Consider the following 20696-nt stretch of genomic DNA (forward strand, 5'->3'; position numbering starts at 1 on the left):
GTAGAAATGAATAATTTGATATGTGGAATACCACTACTTGTCATACTCTTTTTTTCAAGCTCTGTTGAGAGCTTAACAGCAAAAGATTACAAAGGGTTTACTGAACAATACTCTATTGAAAATGGGTATCAAAGTGTAGGCGAGAATATTAATCCTATAAATGGTCAGCTGAGTTACGAATCTATAGACATGCACATTCCTGGTGGAAATGGTATGGACATTTTGATTTCAAGAAGTTTTGGGCAAAGTGAGAGAGTCTGGGGTTTTAACGGTCAAATTGGCAGTATGAGCAACTGGCGCCTGGAGATTCCAAGGATAATAATACCAACTGTACCTTATGGCATAACTAGAGGATGGAGTGCGACCCCTGATAAAGCTGAATACGATAAGCTGATAGATCATGTTAGTACAACTAGAACGGGAATCTGTAACGATCCATACCCTGGTGATGGCCGTGCTTCTACATTAAATAGCGGTGGAATACAGATCGCTAAGAAATATTGGTCAGGCATGACTTTAAAAATACCGGGCCAGTCAGCTCAGCAATTATTCAAAAATACAGACGATGCTCGCTATCCATCAGCTAAATGGGTTACAACTAATGACTGGATAGCAACATGTACGAGTGATGGTAACGGCTTTGTTGTAAAGTCACCAAAAGGTCTTACATATAGAATAGACGTTGTTCAAGCTATTTATAGTCATATTGGCTTAAGTCATCAATTTAATCATACAGGAAATACAACTCTATTTGCTTCAGAAGTAAATAACATTTTTGGGACAGCCATTACCTATGATTATGAATCTCATGGCAACTTTTTTATGCCAAAGAATGATATAGGACATAATGCATCGCATATAAGAGTTCCTTATATAGAGCAAAGGTTGACCAAAATAAATCGTAGTGACGGTACAAATATAGATGTAAATTACTTCTCATCAACACCTAGCAGATATAATGAGAGAATCAAAAATATAGCAGTTGATGGTGGTCAGTCTATTGAATATGGCTATTATGATAATCCGATGGATGGAAGGTATTATTTAAGCGAAGTTACATCTGGAGAAAAAGTCTGGCGTTATAAATATGGCGAAGTTTCATTGGATGATAAGAAATCATATCGAGATGAAGGTAACCCTCATTACTTCGAATATAATGGTCCTAGACTCCTTACTATGGTTACCCTTCCAAGCGGGGGAACAATATCTTACTCGTATAAAGTATTTAATCGTATGAGGAACGATCCATATAGAGAAAATAGAAAGTTACATTCAAAAGTAGTGAATGATGGTGTTGATAATACTAATACATGGTTTTTTGATTATAAAGATAGCAGCCTTAATTCAAAGAACGTGGTCCAGTTTACAGCAACTCGAGATTTGGACACTTCGATTAAATATTTTTCTGATGATAAATCATTTCAACATGGTAAGTTATTGAGAGAAGTTGTCACCAACTATGACTCGGAGAATGAAGATTCTATTACAAAAGAAATAAACTATACCTATGAATTAATAGCAGACATAGGCGAATTTACTTTCTTGGATTTCCCAGAAGATATAGCTAAATCTTTAACTTCAAAAGTAAGATTAAAAGGACGTATTATTTCGCAAGATGGCGGTATATATAGTACAAGTTTTGAATCTGATGACTTGTATGGGAAGCCAACAAAGATAGAAGAAAGCTTTAGCGGTAAAACAAAATTTACACTGTTATCCTACCAACATGAAACCGGTGATAACTGGTTATTGGGTTTGCCAACATCAGTAATGGTATCTGAAGATGATAGTGAAAACAGCTATCAAACTATTTCAGAGATCACCTACCATGATGATGTAACAGCTAAAGGGCAATATGATGGGTTAGGCTTACCGTTTGAGAAGAAACAGTTTGGGAGATGGGTAAATCGTTATCCTGAATATGATTCGGAAGGAAATATAATAAAAGAGGAATATAATGCGGTTAATGACCAAGGAAATCGATTTGTTTTATTTTCAGATTATAAGTTTGGTATAGCAAAAACGATAAGAAAAATAGCCAGGTATGGCGATGATCATATTACTATGTCAAAGGAGTTGGACGCTAATGGTTGGGAAATAGGAACAACTGATTTAAATGGAAACCAAACGAGTTTTTCATACCACTCTAGTGGTGCTATTCAAGCTGTAAGTTATTCTAATGACGAAAAGTTTGGTAATGATTGGTATGGTAAATTTTTCACTTGGGACTATTCAGATGGTACAAGCCCTAAACGGATTGTCAAATATTGTAATTTAGATCTTGAACTAAGTAGCTGCGAGAGTGAGCCTGTTTACTCTGTAACCGAGATATTTGATGGTTTGATGAGGTTAAAACAACTTGTTCAAACAGATGGTACAGATACGCGTTATAAAAACTTTAACTACGATTATAATAACCAGAAGATTTTTGAATCATTTTGGTCATCTTCAAAAATAAATTTAAATGGTATAGAGACTATTTACGATGGGTTTGGTCGTATTAAAGAAGTTTCTACTAGTGGTTTAGGTCAAGTCACCTATGCATATTTAGCCGGTAATAGAATTCAAGTTACCGACGCAAAAGGAAACGCTACCACTACTTCGTTTCAAGCATTTGGCTCTCCTAATTATGATGTAATAACTAGAATTGAATCACCGGAAAATGTCACAACAACAATTGATGTTGATGTTTATGGACACGTAAATTCAATTTCTCAAAATGGTTATACTAGCGATGCTAACTTGAAAACTTTTCATGAAAATCGTTACTATGATGATTATAAACAATTATGCCTAGTAACTCGTGAGGATGTTGGTAACGTACTTTATAAACACAATGCTTTAGGTGAATTAGTTTGGAGTAAACCTGGAGTTGATGATACTGAATGTCGTATTTCAGAACCAGAAAATAGTACCACCTTTAGTTATGATGGTCACGGCGAATTACATAAAATTGACTACCCAGATAACTCGGGAGACGTGATTTACGAACTGGATAACAATGGTAACATTTTGACTTTAGAAGCTGGCAGCGTAGTTCATCGTTACGAATACAATAATCAAAACCTTCTTGAAGAAGAACAATTATTTGTTGAGGATGAATCACCTCTAATGCTTGATTATAAATACAATGATTTACAACAGCTAGAACACTTAGGTTACCCCGATGGAACTATTGTAAATTACCAGCCCAATAGTTTTGGTGAGCCAACAGAAGCGCAAAGTTATGATGGTGGAACTGTTGCTTTAAGCTTTGCTAAAAGTGCTACATATTATGCAAATGGTTTGTTGAAATCATTTACATATGGCAACGGTGTAAAACATGAAACAACAATACATACAGATAGTTTACTGCCAAAACGCTTAAAAGATACTGGCGCCGGTGGCAGTAATCTACCTAGTACGGTTATGTCATTGACTTATGATTACGATAATAATGCGAATGTTACCTCAATCATTGATGACCAAAACCCTAAATATAGTTTGACGAATTTAGAATATGATGGCCTAGACCGCCTAACAAGCACCACTGGAGGCTCTGAAATCGGCTCGAGTGAAATGCATTACGATGGGTTTGGTAACATCACATACTATAAAAGTAAAAATAAAACACTCACCTATGAATATGATTATGCTAAAAATCGCTTATTTAAAGTAAATGGCGTAAATGGCCAATACGGCTCAATAGGTTATGATGATCGAGGTAACATCAATGATAATGGCGCATATACACTTGACTTTAACCATGCTAACCAACTTACCACTGCAAAAGGAAATAGCTACCTATATGACGGGCATAATCGCCGAGTAAAACAAACTGACATCAACGGTACAAGTTATTCAATGTACAGCCAAGGAGGTACATTACTTTACAGAGAAAAAGGTGACACCATAACCGGTGAAGGTACTAACTATATTTACTTAGGTAAAAAACTCATAGCTAAATATGGTGATGTAACATCGCAAAGCATAGATGAAAGCCGACAGCATGCTCGTCCATTTGGTGAAACGATAGAAGCCCCCAAAGATGATGTGGGGTACACAGGGCATAAATTCGACACCGACTTAGGGTTGAGTTATATGCAGGCACGATACTATGATCCAGTCATAGGTCGTTTTTATTCGAATGATCCTGTTGGATTCCGTGATGTACATAGTTTTAACCGTTATGCTTATGCTAATAATAACCCTTATAAGTATACTGATCCTAGTGGAGCAATAGCAGAATCTGTTTGGGATGCTGCGAGTCTTAGTGTAGGCTTAACTTCACTAGGTGGTAATCTGTGGAATGGTAATTGGGGTGCTGCTGGTATAGATGCGCTTGGGGTGATTGCTGATGGGGCTGCTTTGGCGATACCTGTTGTACCGGGTGGTGCTGGTATAGCTATTAAAGCTTCACGAGAAGCTTCTGAAGCATTAGCTACTAGAGGAAATAGCGCTCAATACTCCGTATCATTCGAAACAAAATTATCTAACAATATGTATCCAGGAAAGTCTGATAAAGCTCACTTTCAAGAAGCAAATCAAAATTTACATCAACAAATGCAGAGTGACCCAGTATTTGGTAATATGATGGAAGCTTTGCACCCAGGAATAACGAAAGGGGTTCAACCGGGGGCAAGAGGGGCATATCCAAGGAAAGCACCAACTAAAAATGTTACCTGGCATCATGGAGTTGAGCCTGGAGTGATGCAGCTTGTACCTAGAAGTCATCATAATGCCCCAGGCGCAGTACAGTCAACTCTGCATCCCGGAGGTGTTGGTGGTATGAGCACATGGGGAGGAGGAAGAAATTGAGTACAGATATTTTAATTACGTTAGATAAAGTGTTACTAAAGATCGAGACATTACCATGGGACTACGCATTATACATACCTGCCGTGGATACGGTTTGGGATGAACGAATGATGTGCATGATATTAGATCCTGAAGAAACCGAAGATCCAGATGATGATCCTGAAATTGCAAAAAGAAATGGCCTTAAATATGCTCTTTCAATAAGTGATGTACAGGATGTTTCTGAGAATTTGAATGCTCAAATTAAGGATGTAGAACAAGAGTTTCTTATTGCAGCTGTCAAATATTATTACGATAAAGGCGCTTTTATAACGCTAAGTTGAACCATTTTAAAGCCCCGCAAGGGGCTTTATTTTTGGCTGCTTTTGAAGCCAAAGTTCCAAGTTCATAGAATAAAAGTAAAAGAATGGGGTCGCGTCTTGCTTTTTGCCTGTCAACTATCTGGACTTTACTAATTCTTGCTTCTGGGATGGTATTTATTGTTCTTAAAAAGGGAAGTGTGCATGCCTTAGCTTTTGCAGTGGGTGGCCTTTACCGTTATGCTTTTTGGCATTTATGGGCTGTATATAAGAGAAAAGTTAATCAAATAACTATTTTAGCCATACCCAACTTATTAATAGGTGGGAATATTGCAGGCTGCGTAATAATGTTTTTTATTCGCCAATCTGCAGTTAAAGAAAGAGCTTTAATAAACAAAGAAAAGCTTTAAATACTGGTTTTTTATCCCAACCTCAATTAACGTAATTTGGTTAATTACCTGTTTAAGTTTAAATAATTTAAAGGAATAAAATGAAATTTATACTCTGCATTATGATATGGGTTGCAAGCTCATTATTGGCATACGCTCAGCCTATAGAAACAGTCACTGCACAAAATGAGCAAAGTGAAAAAATTATGCTATTAACTAAAAAGGTCAACGAGTTAGAAAGTAAGTTATCGAGCTTGTCTTACGACACAGAAAAGTTAGAAGAGGAATTTAATCGTAGTGCATTGGCTGTATTATTTTTTGCTTTTTTCAGTGCTTGGTGGGCTAAATCTACAGGCCGAAGTGCTTTACTTTGGTTTGTTCTTGGTATTTTCTTTAATTTTATTACCGCTATTGTAATCGTTTGTAAAACCGAAAGAGGCATTAAAAAATAGCTATGGCTTAATCCCTCAGCTAATTAAGATACATTTGGGATAACTGCTTAGCTCTTTTAGTATATTAAAAAAGGCAATTTTATGAAAACGATTGGCATGCTTGGTGGTATGAGTTGGGAGTCAACCACTAGCTATTACAAAGCGTTAAACCAGGGGGTGAAAGGTGCGCTGGGTGGGCTGCATAGTGCCAAAATTTGTATGGTAAGTGTTGATTTTGCAGAAATTGAAACATTGCAGCACCAAGGTGATTGGCCACAAACAGCCGCTCTTCTAGCTGAAGCTGCTAAATCGGTAGAGGCTGGTGGGGCTGATTTTTTACTTATTTGTACCAACACCATGCACAAAGTGGCTGACCATATCGCCAGTAATCTTAGTATTTCTATTTTACATATCGCTGACGCAACCGCAGATCAGTTAAAACACGATAAAATAACGCGAGTATGGTTGTTGGGCACGCAATTTACAATGGAGCAAAGCTTTTACAAAGGGCGGTTAACCAATAAGCATAACATTGAAGTGTTAATACCCGAGCCTAATGAGCGAGCGCGTGTTCACGACATAATTTACAATCAGTTATGCCAAGGTATTATTAATGATGAAGCCCGAACTGAGTTTATAAATATTATTGAGCGTATGTTTATAAAAGGTGCACAGGCCATTGTTTTAGGCTGTACTGAAATTGCTTTATTGGTAGAGCCGCAACATACAACCGTGCCGCTTTACGATACCACGCAAATTCATGCGCAGGCCGCGGTTAAGTTAGCACTAACTAAATAACGAGCATTTAGTTTATGCATAAAACCGCCATAGGGCGGTTTTTGCGTTTAGCGACTTGCCAAAGCTTATTACAGCCACTTACCGATAAAAATTTCAATAAACCAATGCTAAGTGGTAGGCTAAAAAAGTAGCAAGTATTCAAACCGTTCTCGCGCAACAAGGCATTCCTTTAAAGCGCTTTGCCAAGGAGTTAAATATGATCACGCTTACCGTTAATGGTAATAAACATGAGTTTACAGGCGATCCGTCAACGCCTGTGCTTTGGTATCTTCGAGATGAATTAAATTTAACCGGGCCTAAGTTTGGTTGTGGTATGGCGCAGTGTGGTGCGTGCACTATACATATTGATGGCGTAGCGCAGCGCTCGTGTGTATTACCGGTATCGGCTGTAGTAGGGCGCAATATTACCTCTATTGAAGGATTAAGCGAGCAAGGCGACCATCCTGTGCAAAAAGCCTGGGTTGAGCATAAAGTGCCGCAGTGTGGGTTTTGTCAGTGCGGGCAAATAATGCAAGCGGCAAGCTTGTTAGCAGCTAACCCCAATCCAACTGATGATGAAATAGTGAGTAATATGTCGGGCAATATTTGTCGTTGTGGTACATACCCACGTATTCATAAAGCGATTAAGTCGGCGGCTAAAACTATTGCGGGCGTTGAATATTTTGACCCAAATGAGCAAGGGGAAGAAGTATGAAAAACGACAATACGTACTTTGACCTAAACCGCCGCCAATTTTTAAAAACCAGCGCAATAGGTGCATTAGTATTAGGCACTTACTTTGTAGGCAGTGCTCCAAGAGCGTTTGCAGGCGTGTTAGAACAACCCTCTGAGCAAGCAAAGCGTGCCAACTTATTCATAGCACTGCGCCCCGATGGCATGGTTGAAATAACCTGTCACCGCTCTGAAATGGGCCAACAAATTCGTACCGCCATTGCTCAAATTGTGGCAGACGAAATGGAAGCTGCGTGGGATAAAGTAGTGGTTATTCAAGGTAAAGGCGACCCTAAATACGGGGATCAAAATACCGATGGCTCGCGCAGTATTCGCTACAACATGCAGCGCCTGCGCGAAATGGGCGCAAGCGTACGTTATATGATGCAGCACGCAGCTGCTAAATATTGGAAAGTTAAGCCGCAAACCTGTACAGCTAATCAGCACGTGGTTACCCACAGCTCAGGCAAAACGCTTGCCTACAAAGACTTAATAGATCTCGCGCTTGGCATTACTCCGCCTGAGCCTGACAAGCTATCACTTAAAACACGTAAAGAATGGCGTTATATAAATACCGGTATGGCGCACATAGATTTAACCGATTTAGTAACCGGTAAAGCCACATTTGCTGCCGATGTACGCGAACCAAAAGCGCTGGTGGCTATTATTGAGCGCCCGCCGGTAGTAGGTGGTGTGGTTAAATCGTTTGATGCTAGCGCCGCTAAAGCAATTAATGGCGTAGTTGATGTTATTGAAATGCCTGCACCAAAAGGTGCACCGCAATTTCAGCCAAAAGGCGGCATTGCTATTGTTGCTAAAAACACCTGGGCTGCATGGCAGGCGCGTAAAGCACTAAAAGTGGTGTGGGATGATGGTAAAAACGGCGATTATAATTCAGAGAGCTTTAAAAAGTCGTTACTGCAAACAGTGAGTGAGCCGCAAGCGCATGTGCGCGAAAAAGGCGATACCATGGGCGTGTTGGCTAAATCGAGCAATAAATTAGTTGCCGACTATTACGCGCCGCATTTAACTCAAGCACCTATGGAGCCACCTTGCGCCACGGCAATGTACAATAAAGACAGTGTAGATATTTGGGCTGCAACGCAAAACCCGCAAGCCGATATGAAAACTGTGGCCGCACTACTGGGTATGGACGAGAGTAAAATTAACGTACATGTCACCATGTTAGGTGGCGGGTTTGGGCGTAAATCAAAACCTGATTTTTCGGCAGAGGCCGCCTACATTTCAATGAAAGTAGGGCAACCTATACGCGTACAATGGACGCGAGAGGATGATATTCAACACAGTTTTTATCATGCGGTATCGGCTCAACATATTGAAGCGTCACTCAATGAAAAAGGTAATATTGAGGCTTACTTGCATCGCACGGCGTTTTCGCCAATTATGTCTACCTTTCAAGAAGGGGCATCTGCACCTGGTGGCTTTGAGCTAGACCTAGGTTTTACTGATAATCCAATTTTAACACCCAATATGAAACTGGAACGAGGTGAAGCACCAGCAAAAGCCCGAATAGGCTGGATGCGCTCGGTCACAAATATTTTCCATGCGTTTGCCGTGCAGTCATTTATAAATGAGGCTGCCCACAAGGCGGGTAAAGACTCAAAAGATTATTTATTGGAAACCATTGGGCCAGCGCGTACTATCGATTTCGCAAGCCAGAACGCAAACTATAATAACTACGGTGGCGATAAAGCGGTTTATCCACTTGAAATAAGCCGTTTGCGTCATGTTATTGAAAAAGCAGCGAGTATGGCAAATTGGGGGAGAACACTGGCAAAAGGGCGCGGGTTAGGCATTGCAGCGCACCGCAGCTTTCTAACGTATGTGGCAACGGTTGTAGAGGTAGAAGTATCTGATGCTGGCGATTTAAACGTGATAAAATCGTGGGTGGCTATTGATGCGGGTACGGTTGTAAATACCGATACCGTTAAAAACCAAACGCAAGGTGGCTCTATTTACGGGATTACCACTGCAATTAGCGATGGTATTACTTTTGATAAAGGCCGCGTGCAGCAAAGTAATTTTCATGATTACCGCGTACCGCGTATGAGCGATTCACCACTAGAGGTAGAAGTAGAAATAATACAAAGCGATGCACCACCAGCAGGCGTAGGCGAGCCCGCAACGCCGGTTTATGCTCCTGCATTGTGTAACGCTATTTTTGCAGCTTGTGGTAAGCGCATTAGGCAACTGCCTATAGGTAACCAATTAAAAGCGTAAATAACGTCCTTTTTAGCCGTTAAACAAAAAAACCGCCATAAGGCGGTTTTTTGCTGGCTCATTTAAATTAATTTTTTGTTATTCAACCTTTAACTTCTAGCTCTAATTGTACAAAAATTATTTCTTTGTCTAAGCTAAAAATCTAGTTAATAAATGCTTGGCTTGTTTGAGGAAATTACACTATGCGTATATTTTTGCTCTTTTTAATCTTTTTGTTGAATGGCTGCGGTAGCGATACATCGGATAACCCAGTAGACGGTGGTACTAATGCAGGTACAGATGCCGTTATACCCATTGCAAATGCAGGCCATTCTGTGCAATTGCAAAAAGGAGCAACGGTAGTTCTAAATGGCGGTGGTTCATATGACCCTGATGGCGCTGCTTTGACCTACAGCTGGAGCATTGTTAGCGCGCCGCCAAGTAGTACGAGCGAATTAAGTGATACAGCATCTCCATTTCCAAGCCTTTTTCTTGATGAAGCAGGAAGTTATGAAGTAGCGCTTGTTGTAAATAATGGAACAACCGATAGTGATCCAAGCACAGTTATTATTAGTGATACCGATTCAATGCCAGTAGCGAATGCGGGTCCTGACCGTCGGGTATCTGGCAGTCAACCAGTTATGTTAGATGGTAGCCGAAGCTCAGATAGTGATGGTGACCAACTATCTTATGAGTGGTCAGTTATTAGTAGCCCTGCAGGTAGTAATGCCGCTATTACAAATGCTACTAGCCCTTTTGCTCTATTAACACCAGATATTGCAGGTGACTATCAGGTACAACTTATTGTTAGTGATGGTGTTTTACAGAGCGCTGCCGATACTGTTTTAATAAGCGATACCAACGTCGCACCTGTAGCAAATGCAGGAGCTCACCAGACCTATGAGGTTGGAAAAACCATCCGATTTGATGGTTCGGGTTCTAGCGATGCTGATGGAAACGCATTGAGTTATCAATGGCGAATAGTATCAGCTCCAGTTGGAAGTACAGTTGAAATCCAGAATGCAACGTCTGTTATTTCAACATTAAGCCCAGATGTAGCCGGTGATTATGTTGTCTCTTTAACAGTAAATGATGGCGTTTATGATAGTAGTCCAAGTAGTGTCATTTTACATCGCACAAATCAAGCGCCTATTGCAGACGCAGGTCGTCATTTAAGTGGTCAAATTGGTCAAGTTATACACCTTGATGGTTCTGCATCGATAGATGGTGATGGCGATAGCATTCAACCTCGTTGGTCTATTATTTCCAAACCAAAGGCGTCTTTGGCGCAATTATCAGATATTGATTCTTTTCATCCTGTTATAACGCCAGACGTAAGTGGCGACTACGTCGTTCAGCTTATAGTTTACGATGGGCAATATTTAAGTACCGCAAGTACAGTGACTATCTCAACGTCTAACCTTCCGCCAACTGCGAATGCCGGTCCTTCGCAACTTGCTTCTACAGGTCAAATTATTCACCTGGATGGCTCACGTTCTAGTGATCCTGAAGAGAGTGGGTTAGGTTATCAATGGAGTATTATTTCGATACCAACAGGTAGTGCAGTCACGCTGTCTGACTCCAACGTTGTTGCCCCGTCATTTACACCAGACTTAGCGGGGGACTTTATTTTTCAGCTTGTTGTTTCCGATGGTGTACTAACGAGTTCACCTGCGACCGTGATTGTTACTGATAAGGATTTACCACCGACTGCTAATGCCGGAAATGACCAATCCGCCGGCACGGGGTCATCAGTCAAACTAGATGGTTCTTTATCGAGTGATCCTGAGTTACAAGCACTCAGTTACCAATGGGTTTTATTGTCTAGCCCGGCAGGTAGTGGTAGCACTATTATGGATGCGAACCGTCCTATTGCTTCGCTTACCCCAGATCGCTCAGGTGATTATGTTGCGCAATTAACCGTAACGGATGCATTGGGCCAGCGTGATAGTGATGTGGTTATTGTTCGTGATGCTGCAAAAAATACATTACCAGTGGCGGATGCAGGGCGCGATATACAAGTTGATTTAGGTGCTAAGTTTGTACTCGATGGGTCAGGGTCGAGTGATGCTGATGGCGACATATTATCGTATAGCTGGGCAATTGTAAGCAGACCCGCAGGGAGCGTTGCACAACTGAACAATGCAACTTCTGCCAACCCTGACTTAACGCCTGATGTTGAAGGTGATTTCATTATTCAGTTAGTGGTTAGCGACGCTAAAAGTGTGAGTATTCCTGATGTTATTATTATTCACGATAAAGAGCGAAATTTAGCGCCTAATGCTTATATTAGTATTACACCACAAGGATTTGTAGGCACGCTTTATAACCTTGACGGTAACCAAAGCTCTGATCCGAATGGCGATAGCTTAAGTTACCTCTGGAGTTTAATTCCGACACAAGGAAGCGCAGCTACGCTTTCAGATAAAACTAGTTCAACCCCAACGTTTATGCCTGATGCAGTTGGCAGCTATATAATTACGCTGACAGTATCAGATGGCTCACTTTGGTCTGCCATTTACTCTCGAGCAATCACGATAGAAAATCCTCCTAAGGGGGCTGCTATCTCACTTCCTGCAGGACATAACCTAATGATGCTAAGTGGTACAGGGGGAGATAGTCGTACGGGTGCTGTTTATTCTATCTCTGAAAGCGACTTATCTAAGTCGACTGAGCTATTTAGTTTTCATGGCTTACCTGGAATCAATTCATCATCTTTTAGTCAGAGTTTAGTTGCTCACCCTAATGATGGCCACTTATATACAGTGTTAGGATCAACAGGGTTATACGGACGAGGGGCTTTGTTAAAATATAACCCAGCGAGTCATCACGTTGAACTGCTAATGAGTATTCCTCGACTGTTTCCATCTGGCAATGAAATAAGAAATGTAAAGGGCACACTCCTATTTCACCCTGATGGCAAAACAGCCTATGTTAAAGCTGATGCAGGAGGTTTAAACCAGTCTGGTGGCGTGCTGCAATTTAACATGGATGCAAGCAGTGACGATTACCTTACCGTACAGGTTATTGGTGAATTTGGTGCTACAGGTACAGACTACGCAGGATATCCTATTGCTCCTGTCACTAATTTAATGTGGAATGGTGATAATCGCTTATTATCAGTGTTCGTTGCTCCTCGCGGGTCTTTATACTGGCCTGGTTTTGAATTAACGGCAAGTGATTCAAATGACTTAAGTAAACCATGGGTTATATCTGGTTTTGGTGCCTTGGGGGCTCGCGGACGCCATATTGCTGTGAATAATGATACGGTTGTTCATTTTGTTAGTTCTAACTCCCCCATAATGGAATCTTCAGGGCGCAGCGGTGGGGTTGGTGAAGTCGCTTCTGATTGCAGAAACCCTATCGGTGCTTTCTTTTGGCGGGCGCCTCTGGTATTTAGTGTTTGTGAAGGAGTCACCTCAGAAACGCCTGCGGTATTATACGAAACAACGATATCAGGTGGACCTCTTTCATTAAGGCACTCTTTTAGTAACTGGAAAAATATCTCTATTGCTGGGTTAGTACCCTCTAAAGTTGCTGATAATATGTATATGACAGTCACTGATTATTTGGCAAAATTTTTAGTTGACTCAGTTGCTGACACAGGCTTAACAGTTGCGCCACCTTTTGTAAGCGAAATCACAAAGCCAAATTATAGTACTAAAACCATCATACAAGGCGGGGGTGATAAAGGGATATTATTTATTGGTGACCCCGCAATCCTAAATGACCCAGATGACTCAATTAATGACCGCTATGTATCGGTGCTTAGTTATGATGGTGGGGAGAATAAACGAGGTGCGATACTCACCTACGATCGCGCAGATAGTTCGGTTAGTATGACTTCGCTGGGCTTTAGCAAAGGTGGATTTCCTTTTGGTAAAGTCACTAAAAATTCAGCTGGGGATTACTTTTTTGCTGTGAGCGATGGCGAGCGCGGGCGAGATGGAGGTAAGGTGCTTCGATATGATTCTGCGCTTGGCGAGCTTGCAGAAGTTGTTTTACCACGTACCAAAAGACCTGGATTAAATCATGTTGAATCGGCCTCAGGTAAATTATATAGCTTAGGAATAGATCTTTTTGCTGATACTTACGAGCTGTATTCGATTGATACTGACTCCTTAGGTTACCAAAAAGAAGGATCTATTGGCCAAACCAGCGACGAGATATCTCGCTATGCATTAGCGATAGATAATAACAATGCGTGGTTCTTTACTGGTGATGCGCTTAATTGTGTTGACTTGTCCACTAATCAACTTAAAAGTGTGCAAGTAAGTTCATCTGGCAGTAATGAACCTGTGCGAGCAGTTGAATTTGCAACGCCAAGTGCTGATGGCTACTTTGCAACACGTTCAACCAGCGGTGCAAATGCTGCTATTCATCGTGTAGTCAATGACTGTGCAGCGCCAATAATTAGCTCTGTAATAACTGGATTAAGTGATGCCCCTTCTACGGCTTTATTAGCAAGTTCTGATGGTAACTTTTACTACGGCACAGAAGGTGGAAAGGTCATGCAGTTTGATGGTGTAAGTCAGCCTGTTATTGTCGCTTCATTTGACAATACAGGTGTTGTTGGGTTTTTAACTGAGGATGCTGAAGGCGCTATAGTTGGGGTATTGTCAAACGGTAATGCTCTAGAAGATAAAGTTTTCTCTTACACTATTGCTGATGGTACTACGTCAAGTCAAATAGTGCCCGAAGATAGACCCATTGATACATTTTATCCTGGTGTTACAGAGATAAACTAGCTATAGCTTTAATATAGCCAATTAAAAACCGCCAAATGGCGGTTTTTTTAGAAGTTAGCGATTAGTGAGTTTTTTCAAACTCATCTACTTCACGCTCTGCTTCTTCTTTAGATTTACCGTACTGCTGCTGGATTTTACCCACTAACTCTGTACGGCTACCTTCAATTTTGTCTAAATCGTCGTCAGTAAGCTCGCCCCATTTTTGTTGCGCCTTACCTTTAAGTTCGTTCCAATTACCTTTCATACGATCGCTGTTCATAAGTTTCTCCTTACTTAGATTTAATTAACGTTCACTATGAAAGTAGCAAGGCGTGTACCAATAAGTTAAATTTAGATTTTATATTTATAATCATGGGGTTATGTTTTTATTAGCGCAGTAGTAATTAAAATGGCGCGCATGTCCTTAAAAAATGTACAGAGCGGTCTGTAATTATTTCTGATTATGGTGCCCTTTATAACCACACAGCTTTAGCGGCGCGTTTATTTTTGGTTTTTGTTACAATGCGTGCAAAGCAATTTTTGGTAAATAGCAGTGCTGCCGGTTCAAAACATATATCAACAACTCGTAACTACATTACAAAGCAATCCTATAACGTTATTACAAGCACCGCCTGGTGCGGGTAAATCAACATGGTTGCCGCTACAACTTATGCGCGACGGCCATTTTAAACGTATTGTAATGCTGGAGCCGCGCCGCTTAGCTGCACGTAATATTGCCAATTACCTAGCGCAGTGCCAAAACGAAAATGTGGGGCAAAGCGTTGGCCTTCGTGTACGCGGTGAAAGTAAAGTAAGTAACAATACGCGCCTTGAAATAGTTACTGAGGGCATGCTTACTCGCATGCTACAAAACGATCCAGAGCTTAGCGACATTGATTTACTGATATTTGATGAGTTTCATGAACGCTCAATTGCAGCCGATACCTCACTGGCTTTTGCTTTAGAGACCCAAAGTGCACTGCGTGACGACTTAACCATACTCCTTATGTCGGCCACCCTTGATACTGAGCGCTATACGCAATTTTTTGATTGCCCAGTTATTCAATCAAGTGGGCGAAGCTACCCCATAGATGAAGTATATATACCCATAAAAGATGAAAGCCGTTGGCTTGATGCCATTCCCTCTACAATAAAACAAGCACTTAACGAGCAAAGCGGCAGTGCGCTGGTGTTTTTGCCTGGGCAATTTGAAATATTACGCGTACAACAGGCCCTTAATGATTTGCCAACTAATTGCCTAGTTGCCACGTTATTTGGCGAGCAAGATAAAGCCAATCAGCAAGCGGCGATTGCTCCTGCGCCTGAGGGCATGCGCAAAATAGTGCTTACCACCAATGTAGCCGAAACCAGCTTAACCATTGAAGGTATACGCATTGTTATTGATAGCGGAAAACGCCGCGTGGCCAGTTATAACTTAAAAACAGGTGTAACGGAGCTTACAACACAAAGTATATCGCGCTCCTCTGCCGTTCAGCGAGCAGGGCGTGCAGGGCGAATAGAACCAGGTGTGGTTTATAGGCTTGGTTCAAAGCAAACCTTTGAGCGACGCAATAGCCACGATAACCCCGAAATACTTACATCAGACATAAGCCAACTTATGCTTGAAGCAAAGCAGTGGGGTGCAAATATTAGCGAACTCACCTTGCTTGATACGCCCACTGCGCAGCAATGCATACAAGCAATGAGCTTATTAACTATGCTTGAAGCCATCGATGGCAAAGGCAAACTAACCAAGTTGGGCAGTAACATGCTGGGTTTTGGGGCGGATATTCGCTTAGCGCATATGCTTTTAAAAGCGCAGGCGCTTGAGACAGAACTCCCTGGTGTTTATCGCTTAGCACTTTATTTAGTGGCGCTGCTTGAGAGCCGAATAAACACCGCCAATGAGCTAAGCTTAGCGCTACATAGCCAGCAGCAAAGGCCACACCCAGTATTTAAACAGCAGTTAAAATACTGGCAAAGCCGTTTAAAAGTAACCGACAGTAACAGCGAACTAAACACTGAGTATTTAGGTTTGCTAGTGGCATTAGCTTACCCCGACCGCATTGCAAAAAAACGCGGCAATGGCTATTTACTTGCCAATGGGGCGGGCGCTGATTTAAACACCGATTACTGGCATAACGATGACTACCTTGCTATTGCGACCATGGGCGGCCATAAAGGCGCACGTATATTTGCAGCCACAGCGCTCAGCCCATTTGAGCTACAAGATTACTTACCGCATTTGTTTACTTCGCTCACCCGTTGTGAATTTGATGAAAAAACCGCGCGCTTTATTCATCAAGACGAAGTAAAGCTCGGCGCTATTACGCTTACAAGCCAGCCGAGTAAACAAAAGCTAGATAAAAGCGAGCGCGCTAAAGCATGGCTTAATTTATTTACTAAGCATGGTTTTGCATTATTTAATGAACAGCCCGATGCACAACAATTATTAATACGCATGAGTTTAGCCAGTCAGTTTATGCCTGATAAATTCCCAACTATTAGCGAGCAACACCTTATAGAAACGGCTGATGATTGGTTGGGCGTGTATTTACAAGATATAAAAACACTCGTTCAGCTTAAAAAGTTTAACTACTTTGAAGCGCTGCAAAATTGTTTTGACTGGCCACAGCAAACAGCGTTAAAAGCGTTATTACCACTTAGATTAACGGTACCTAGTGGCTCAAATATAAAAATTAATTACCAGCTAGATGGCCCCGCAAAGTTAAGCGTGCGCATGCAAGAAGTGTATGGTTTAACCAGTACGCCTATGCTTGCTAATGGTAAATTGCCACTGCTTATGGAATTACTATCGCCAGGTAAGCGCTCATTACAACTCACACAAGATCTTGCGCACTTTTGGGCTACCAGTTATCGCGATGTGCAAAAAGAAATGAAGGGGCGTTACCCCAAGCACAGATGGCCTGATAACCCAGCCAACAGCGTGGCAACGAATAGAGTTAAAAGCAAAATGTAGATTTATTAGCTTAAAAGTATATGTTTTATTTTTAAGCATATGAGTATAGTGTACCTATAAATAAATCAATACTTTTACCACAAGGAAGAAGTGATGAAACTACTTTTTACATTAGTCTTGCTATTAGTGACTCCCTTTTCGGTTTATGCTGAAAAGGCACTGGACTTAAGCAAATTTGCACAGCACTACTACGAAACAATGACTGCCACGCAGGCCCCTGGCGCCGGTACTAAAGAGCTTGAAGCTTACCTTAGCTTATTAACAGACGATGTTGGTAATCAGCACATACCGTATCAAGTAGATGACTCTCGCACTGCCGATGGGAAAGAATTAATGCGCAAAGGCATGAGCTTTTACTTAGGCGCGCATACCCTGTATGAAAGTGAGCTACTCAATACTTTTATATTTAACGATAGCGGTTTTGCGATTCGTTATAAAAACCACGCTAAAGGCATTCACCCACAAAACAAACAGCCAATAGAGTACACCTCAATAATGATGGAAGTAATAGAGGTTGAAAACGGTAAAGTGGCGATGATCCGTAAATATCATGAATAAAACCATGTGTTTACTTTTTACTAATTAGCGCCTTTGAAACTAGGGGTATTGATAAATTTATACTACGCTTTAGTTATAAACTAGTACGTTATAGCTTTAGGTGTAGTAGATGCATGATTTAAAAATCAATATTCTCATTATTGATGACGACGAACTGCTGTTACGTGCGTTAAAACGCACACTTAACCGTTTATGCCCCAGCGCAGACGTGTCGAGTGTTCAAGTTGCCACTCAATTTGAACAGCAAATAAATAACAACGCCTTACCTGATATCATTTTTTGCGATTCGATGATGCAGCTTCCAACAGGCAAAAATGTGCTCGAACAAGCCAAAGAACTCTGTCCTTCTGCGCTTAGGTGCCTACTTACAGGTGATATGAGCGGTAATTATCAGCTCCAGTTAAATAACGTAATTCATTTTCATCTTGTTAAGCCGTTTACTCAGTCTCACTTAGAAAGTGTTATAAATAGTGCCACGGTGTTAAAAACACTTTGTATTAGCAGTGAACATCGCGTTGTTTTAGGCCAACTTTCAAAGCTGCCATTTTTAGGCGGTGTAACGCAAAACCTCTTCAATGAACTTAACAAAGGTGAGCCTAATATTTCTATTTTAGAAAAAGATGTTAGGCATGATCCTTTACTTGCCGGTAAAGTTTTACAAATTGCCAACTCGGCCTTCATGGGGTTTGATTCCCACACATCGAGTGTAAAAGAAGCCATTGTACGTATTGGCTTAATAAACCTCAGAGCTATTGTGGTTTTTTCAGAGTTATCTCATCAATTACTCAGTAAAAATAAACAAAAAGCGATTAACCAATTAATAGAAAAAGGTTATAAAAAAGCAGAGTTATCGCAATCGTTAGCGAAATTTATAAAACAAGATCGCCAAGTTCAATTACTTGCATGCGCTGTTGGGTTATTAAGTGTTTTAGGTGAGCTAATTATAACGAGCAAAACCAATGCCGATTTAAATACAGAAGCAGTACCTAAATTTGTTTTAAGTGCCTACTTATTATCACTTTGGGGGTTTGATAAAAACATAGTAGAAGCACAATTAATTGATGAATTACCCTCAGAAAAAAACATATCATTAACGGTGATCCACATTATTATTGAACATGTGTTTTGCAACAAGGCTTTGAACTTTAACCTTGAACAATTCGATTTTATAGACGACCTAAAACTACTCCCCGATTTACAACAGTGGTGGTCAATTAATAAGGATAAAGCATGAAAGGTATTATTTTTAGAGGCTTAGAGGCACTAGTTATTGAAAAATGTGGAATGGCTGCATGGGATGATTTACTTGAAAAAAACGCCCCAGATGCTCGCGTTTATATTTCGGCGCAAAGTTATCCCGATGAAGAAATAATTGGCCTAGCCCAAGGTGTTGCAGCAGCGTTATCTATGACCATGCCTGAAGTGTTAAAAGCATTTGGTGAGTATTTGTTTGGTCATTTAAATAGGAGTCACCCAACAGTTGCTGAAGGCTTTGAAAGTTTTGCAGAGTTAATAATGGGGATTGATAAGGTTATTCATGTTGAAGTCGCTAAGTTATACCACGAGCCAAATTTGCCAGAGATAGAAGCAAAGCTGGTTGAAGAAGGATTTATTTTAATGCATTACCGTTCTAAGCGGCAGCTATGTATGTGTGCTGAAGGGCTGATTTATGGTGCAGCTTCACATTTTGGAGTTAATGTAGTTTTAGACCATGTTGAGTGTATGCACGATGGCTGCGAAAAGTGCGTTATTGAAGTCAGATACGAGGCTTCAAATGGTTGAAGATAACTATAACTATAACTATAAAAAAGCGTATCTACGTGAAAAAGCAGCGAGAGATAAGCTAGAGGTATTACTGGAAGATAAAACTCGTAAGTTATTTTGCGCCAATCAAGAGTTAAAAGAAAAGCTGAGCATGCTTAAAAGTCAGCAAGTGACCATAATGCAAACCGATAAAATGGCAACACTCGGTACGTTATCGGCAGGCGTTGCTCATGAAATAAATAATCCACTTGCCTACGTGATGAGTAATCTCGACAGTATTAAGTACTTCAAACCTACACTGCATTCGTTAATGCAGGTTGCTAAGCAATTTATAGACAAATCTATATCCGCATCAGAATTAGAAGCGCAACTCGTTAAACTCGATAATGAAGCTAACATTGATTTTATTTTAGAAGATTTAGATGAGCTGTTAGACGACACGCATGAAGGGCTGCATCGCATTGCGGCAATAATAAATAATTTACTTAATTTTGCCAGACCTAAAAATAACTTACTTGCTATGGCTGATATTACTGAATCTTTAAAGGGGGCGATTAAGTTACTAGCTAATCAATTAAAAAGTTGTGACGTTGAATGTACTTATGACGAGCTGCCATTAAGTTATTGTAATTTATCGGCAATTAATCAAGTGTTTGTGAATATATTACTAAATGCGAAGTATGCGTGTGATTTAGTTGATGGCAAGCAAGGCAAAATAGTCATCAAGTTATTTTCAGACGAAAAAAATATTTACATTGAAATTGCTGATAATGGCTGCGGGATGGATGAAAAAACTAAAAGTCATATATTTGAGCCCTTTTATACTACAAAACCAGTTGGAAAAGGCACAGGAATGGGGATGGCCATCGTTTACAACGTGTTAAAAGAGCACAATGGTTCAATTGAGGTAGAAAGCGATCTGGGCGCTGGTACGCTAATGCGCTGTACTATGCCAATTACATTAATGCCAGAATCATCGTTAAATTAATAACGGCACCATTTAAAACTTAAGCACATTTAAA

14 protein-coding genes are annotated in these 20696 nt (G+C 40.6%); 13 read left to right on the top strand and 1 reads right to left on the bottom strand.

Going from position 1 to position 20696, the window contains the following annotated elements; all coding sequences use genetic code 11:
• Window positions 1-6 precede the first annotated feature (6 nt).
• The 8 genes from KZZ04_RS08075 (at window position 7) to KZZ04_RS08110 (ending at window position 14393) form a co-directional block, all read left to right on the top strand.
• A complete protein-coding gene (locus tag KZZ04_RS08075; protein WP_058405009.1) occupies window positions 7-4797 on the top strand; it encodes an RHS repeat-associated core domain-containing protein in 4791 nt (1596 codons plus the stop codon).
• The gene (locus KZZ04_RS08080) at window positions 4794-5120 is read left to right on the top strand and encodes a hypothetical protein (protein WP_138527502.1); all 327 of its coding nucleotides are present in this window, start codon (window positions 4794-4796) and stop codon (window positions 5118-5120) included. Before KZZ04_RS08075 ends, KZZ04_RS08080 begins: the two co-directional genes overlap by 4 nt.
• Window positions 5121-5296: 176 nt before the next feature.
• Window positions 5297-5506 carry a hypothetical protein gene (locus tag KZZ04_RS08085; RefSeq protein ID WP_058405011.1) on the top strand — a complete coding sequence of 70 codons (210 nt, stop codon included), beginning with the start codon at window positions 5297-5299 and terminating at the stop codon, window positions 5504-5506.
• 80 nt (window positions 5507-5586) lie between these two features.
• The gene (locus tag KZZ04_RS08090) at window positions 5587-5937 is read left to right on the top strand and encodes a hypothetical protein (protein WP_058405012.1); all 351 of its coding nucleotides are present in this window, start codon (window positions 5587-5589) and stop codon (window positions 5935-5937) included.
• Between the two features lie 81 nt (window positions 5938-6018).
• Window positions 6019-6714: an aspartate/glutamate racemase family protein gene (locus tag KZZ04_RS08095; protein ID WP_219422350.1), complete on the top strand. Its 696-nt coding sequence runs from the start codon at window positions 6019-6021 to the stop codon at window positions 6712-6714.
• 196 nt (window positions 6715-6910) lie between these two features.
• Entirely contained in the window at window positions 6911-7408 is a 498-nt protein-coding gene (locus KZZ04_RS08100) for a (2Fe-2S)-binding protein (protein WP_006791476.1), read from the top strand.
• Entirely contained in the window at window positions 7405-9666 is a 2262-nt protein-coding gene (locus KZZ04_RS08105; RefSeq protein WP_219422351.1) for a xanthine dehydrogenase family protein molybdopterin-binding subunit, read from the top strand. The genes KZZ04_RS08100 and KZZ04_RS08105 overlap by 4 nt, the downstream gene beginning before the upstream one ends.
• Window positions 9667-9848: 182 nt before the next feature.
• A complete protein-coding gene (locus KZZ04_RS08110) occupies window positions 9849-14393 on the top strand; it encodes a PKD domain-containing protein (protein ID WP_219422352.1) in 4545 nt (1514 codons plus the stop codon).
• Between the two features lie 61 nt (window positions 14394-14454).
• Here the strand turns inward: KZZ04_RS08110 and KZZ04_RS08115 are convergent, their stop codons facing one another.
• Entirely contained in the window at window positions 14455-14652 is a 198-nt protein-coding gene (locus KZZ04_RS08115; RefSeq protein ID WP_138527497.1) for a CsbD family protein, read from the bottom strand.
• Window positions 14653-14925: 273 nt separating this feature from the next.
• Here KZZ04_RS08115 and hrpB point away from each other — a divergent pair, with 273 nt between their 5' ends.
• From hrpB to KZZ04_RS08140, 5 genes are all read left to right on the top strand, one after another.
• The gene (hrpB, locus tag KZZ04_RS08120) at window positions 14926-17352 is read left to right on the top strand and encodes an ATP-dependent helicase HrpB (protein ID WP_219422353.1); all 2427 of its coding nucleotides are present in this window, start codon (window positions 14926-14928) and stop codon (window positions 17350-17352) included.
• Window positions 17353-17445: 93 nt separating this feature from the next.
• Complete coding sequence (locus KZZ04_RS08125; RefSeq protein WP_219422354.1) at window positions 17446-17910, top strand: nuclear transport factor 2 family protein; 465 nt, start codon at window positions 17446-17448, stop codon at window positions 17908-17910.
• Between the two features lie 109 nt (window positions 17911-18019).
• Window positions 18020-19144, top strand: coding sequence for an HDOD domain-containing protein (locus KZZ04_RS08130; protein WP_219422355.1), 1125 nt, complete (start codon window positions 18020-18022; stop codon window positions 19142-19144).
• The gene (locus KZZ04_RS08135) at window positions 19141-19692 is read left to right on the top strand and encodes a heme NO-binding domain-containing protein (protein ID WP_219422356.1); all 552 of its coding nucleotides are present in this window, start codon (window positions 19141-19143) and stop codon (window positions 19690-19692) included. The genes KZZ04_RS08130 and KZZ04_RS08135 overlap by 4 nt, the downstream gene beginning before the upstream one ends.
• Window positions 19685-20662: a sensor histidine kinase gene (locus KZZ04_RS08140; RefSeq protein ID WP_219422357.1), complete on the top strand. Its 978-nt coding sequence runs from the start codon at window positions 19685-19687 to the stop codon at window positions 20660-20662. Before KZZ04_RS08135 ends, KZZ04_RS08140 begins: the two co-directional genes overlap by 8 nt.
• Window positions 20663-20696 lie beyond the last annotated feature (34 nt).

The sequence above is a fragment of the Pseudoalteromonas sp. CR1 genome, assembly GCF_019392235.1.
GTDB lineage: Bacteria > Pseudomonadota > Gammaproteobacteria > Enterobacterales > Alteromonadaceae > Pseudoalteromonas.

Excerpts from the sequence above, each read along its gene's own strand:
- KZZ04_RS08075 (WP_058405009.1), top strand. The coding sequence starts at position 7 with ATGAATAATTTGATATGTGGAATACCACTACTTGTCATACTCTTTTTT.
- KZZ04_RS08090 (WP_058405012.1), top strand. The coding sequence starts at position 5,587 with ATGAAATTTATACTCTGCATTATGATATGGGTTGCAAGCTCATTATTG.
- KZZ04_RS08095 (WP_219422350.1), top strand. The coding sequence starts at position 6,019 with ATGAAAACGATTGGCATGCTTGGTGGTATGAGTTGGGAGTCAACCACT.
- KZZ04_RS08100 (WP_006791476.1), top strand. The coding sequence starts at position 6,911 with ATGATCACGCTTACCGTTAATGGTAATAAACATGAGTTTACAGGCGAT.
- KZZ04_RS08105 (WP_219422351.1), top strand. The coding sequence starts at position 7,405 with ATGAAAAACGACAATACGTACTTTGACCTAAACCGCCGCCAATTTTTA.
- KZZ04_RS08110 (WP_219422352.1), top strand. The coding sequence starts at position 9,849 with ATGCGTATATTTTTGCTCTTTTTAATCTTTTTGTTGAATGGCTGCGGT.
- KZZ04_RS08115 (WP_138527497.1), bottom strand. The coding sequence starts at position 14,652 with ATGAACAGCGATCGTATGAAAGGTAATTGGAACGAACTTAAAGGTAAG.
- KZZ04_RS08125 (WP_219422354.1), top strand. The coding sequence starts at position 17,446 with ATGAAACTACTTTTTACATTAGTCTTGCTATTAGTGACTCCCTTTTCG.
- KZZ04_RS08130 (WP_219422355.1), top strand. The coding sequence starts at position 18,020 with ATGCATGATTTAAAAATCAATATTCTCATTATTGATGACGACGAACTG.
- KZZ04_RS08135 (WP_219422356.1), top strand. The coding sequence starts at position 19,141 with ATGAAAGGTATTATTTTTAGAGGCTTAGAGGCACTAGTTATTGAAAAA.
- KZZ04_RS08140 (WP_219422357.1), top strand. The coding sequence starts at position 19,685 with ATGGTTGAAGATAACTATAACTATAACTATAAAAAAGCGTATCTACGT.